The organism is Micrococcus sp. HG099 (assembly GCF_024723355.1).
Classification (GTDB): Bacteria; Actinomycetota; Actinomycetes; order Actinomycetales; family Micrococcaceae; genus Micrococcus; species Micrococcus endophyticus.
Genome location: NZ_JANQCJ010000199.1, coordinates 1 through 2,639, shown reverse-complemented (window position 1 = coordinate 2,639; position 2,639 = coordinate 1). Strand labels below are relative to the sequence as shown.

General features: G+C 77.6%; 3 protein-coding genes and 2 pseudogenes. 2 read left to right on the top strand and 3 right to left on the bottom strand.

Translation table 11 applies throughout. The features are described 5' to 3' along the window. A pseudogene (locus NWP10_RS11470) lies at positions 1-319 on the bottom strand (ATPase); the annotation flags it as partial. Further along, positions 316-966 carry an SAF domain-containing protein gene (locus tag NWP10_RS11465; protein WP_017489097.1) on the bottom strand — a complete coding sequence of 217 codons (651 nt, stop codon included), beginning with the start codon at positions 964-966 and terminating at the stop codon, positions 316-318. The pseudogene NWP10_RS11470 and the gene NWP10_RS11465, both read right to left, overlap by 4 nt. 230 nt (positions 967-1,196) lie before the next feature. Between NWP10_RS11465 and NWP10_RS11460 the strand changes: the two genes are divergently transcribed. Then, positions 1,197-1,421 carry a helix-turn-helix domain-containing protein gene (locus tag NWP10_RS11460; RefSeq protein WP_017489096.1) on the top strand — a complete coding sequence of 75 codons (225 nt, stop codon included), beginning with the start codon at positions 1,197-1,199 and terminating at the stop codon, positions 1,419-1,421. A gap of 93 nt (positions 1,422-1,514) precedes the next feature. Here the strand turns inward: NWP10_RS11460 and NWP10_RS11455 are convergent, their stop codons facing one another. Next, positions 1,515-2,072: a hypothetical protein gene (locus NWP10_RS11455; RefSeq protein WP_017489095.1), complete on the bottom strand. Its 558-nt coding sequence runs from the start codon at positions 2,070-2,072 to the stop codon at positions 1,515-1,517. A gap of 157 nt (positions 2,073-2,229) precedes the next feature. Between NWP10_RS11455 and NWP10_RS11450 the strand changes: the two are divergent. Continuing rightward, positions 2,230-2,639, top strand: a pseudogene (locus NWP10_RS11450) (hypothetical protein); the annotation flags it as partial.

The window sequence follows — 2,639 nt, the reverse complement described above, 5'->3', positions numbered from 1 at the left end:
GCTCGGGCCCGGCGTCGGCCCGGACGCACGGCACCCCGAGCGTCCGCAGCCGACGGCGCTCGGCGCGCACCTCGCTGATCGCGGCCGCGCCCACGGGCCGGGGCAGCCGGGCGAGCTCCTCCAGGAACGCCCCGGTGACGGCCTCGGTGGCGCCCGCCACGAGGACGGCGTCCACCAGGCCGGACCGGGCGATCGCCAGCAGCTCGGCCAGGTCCTCGGCCCGCCGGACCACGGTGATCCGCGTCTGATGGCGCTCCAGCGGTCCGATGTGGTCGAGGCCGGGCAGGACGGTGGTGGCGAGCGCGATCCGCACGGTCACCGCACCCCGTGGGCGGGCACCAGCGTGATGCGGGCGTCCTTCACCTGGGCGTCCACCACGCGCGGCAGCGTGGCCTCGGGGGCGAGCAGCTGCACGCGGGTCTCCCCGGATCCGCCGATCGCGCCCTGCTCCGTGGCCACCTCGGCGATCTCCAGGGCCTCGGCGAGCCGCTCGGGGTCCGCGTGGCCGCGGCCGCCCTCGGCGGGCATCGCGACCCAGACGTCCACCCGGTCCCCCACCCCGACGCCGCCCGCGAGCGGCTCGCGGAGGCGAACGCCCACGGGTCGCCGTCCCTCGGGGTCGACGTCGACGAGCGCGGCGGCGGGCAGGAGCTCCCCGGCGCGCACCGTGCTCGCGACCATCCGGCCCGACGGCGCCGAGTCCGGGGCGGCCGCCAGGTACTTCCCCTCCGCGTCGGCGAGGTTGACCTCCACGGCCCGCAGCTGGCCCGCCTCGAGCGGGGTGCCCGGGGGCAGGTCCACGGCGGCGGCCCAGTAGGCGGAGGTCCGCTGGGAGGAGGCGACGAGCGCGACGACTCCGGCGACCGAGGCGAGGACGAGGACGAGCCCGACCAGCAGCCGGGGATCGCGCCAGCGCGGGCGGCGCAGGCGGCCGCCTTCAGCGGATGCGGACGTGGATGTGGACACCGGATGCTCCCCCTTCGGACCGGCCCGGCCGGGCCGGCGCGGCCCCGGCACCCCGTCGGTGCCGGCCCCCTCCGCGCTGTGTCCAGGGTAGCCAGCGCGGCCGCCCGGCCCCCGGTCCGGCGCGCAGGTGTGGAAAAGTGTCGGACGGGGCCCGTCTCGGGGTTGAATGGGTCCACGCCGGGGCGCCGCCCCGGTCCTCCCCGCCCGTGCCGAGCCGCCGAAGGAGCACCGTGCAGCGCTTCCTCACCCTGACCGACGTCGCGGAGACGCTGAACATCTCCGGGCAGGCCGCGCGCGCCCTCATCCGCTCCGGCGAGCTGCAGGCCATCCAGGTGGGCGGCCGCGGGCAGTGGCGCATCGAGGAGTCCTGGCTCCAGGAGTACGTGGACCGGCAGCGCGAGGCCACCCGGGCGCGCGTCCAGGAGTGGGCCGAGGCCGACGCCAAGAGCCGCTGACCAGTCGGGCCACCGGCCGGCCGAGTCGCCGACCAGTTGCGTCGCTGACCTGCTGCGCCGCTGACCCGTCGACCCCGCGCCGGCCGTGCCGGCTCAGGCGAGCCGCGAGGCCGTCCGGACCACGCCGAGCGCGGTGAAGGGCACCACGAGGCGGCCCCGCACGGCCGCGGCCCGCCGCGCCTCGTCACGCGGGTGGCGGGACACGTCGAGGTGGTCCCGCCCCACCCGGTCCACCGTGCCCTCCACGAGCGTCGCACCCCGGGTCCCCGTGACGACGACGGGCACGCGCTCGCGTGCGATCCCCCGCAGCATCGCTCCCAGCCCCGTCGCGGGGCCGGTGGGCGCGGGAACGGCCCGGTGCAGCCCGGCCTCCACGGCCGCGACGCCGGGCAGCGGCACCACCGCGGAGCCGCCCCCGCTCAGGTGGAGCCCCGCCCAGTCCTCCCCCACCGCGTGCAGCACGCCGTCCAGGGCCTCGCCCCAGGCCAGGTGCAGGCGCACCGGCCGCCCCCGCTCGCCGCGGAGGCGGTCGGCCAGGGTCAGGGCCATCCACTCGGCGCGCGTCAGCTCGGCCGCCTCCGCCTCGCTCTGGCGCCAGCCCAGGTCGGCCCACCGGGCCTCGAGATCGTCGAAGAGTCCGTCCCACCGCATGCGGCCAGCTTAGGAGCAGGCCGACTCTGCGTCGACGATCATCAAACATTCTCAAACATCACTGTTGACATCCATCCATGCCGTGCAGTTCACTGTGACCATCGACACCGGTGAGGTCACGGGGATCACACCGACGCGACGCGCAGGAGGGGACGCCATGCAGCGCATCACCGATCCGGCCCGCCGGGGCCGGGCAGCACTCTCGGAGGCGGACGGCCACCGGGCGGACGGTCACCGGGTGGACACCGTGGACGCGGTGGGCCTGGTGGTCCTGGCCCTGGCGGCGCCGGCCCTGCTCATCGGCGCCTCCGCCCTGCTGGAGCCCGGCGAGGGCGCCGCCTCGTCCGAGCTCGTGCGCCTGCTCGGGCTGGGCGCCGGAATCGCCGGCCTCGGCCTGGTCGCCTGGTGGGCCGTGGGCCTGCTCGGCCTGGTCCTCGCGACCGTGGGTCGGCGCACCGGACGTCCCGGCTTCGCCCGGCTCGGTGCGCGGCTGACCCCCGCGCTGCTGGGCCGGGTGGCCGGCGCCGTCCTCGGGGCGCACATGCTCGCCGCCCCGGCCGCCTGGGC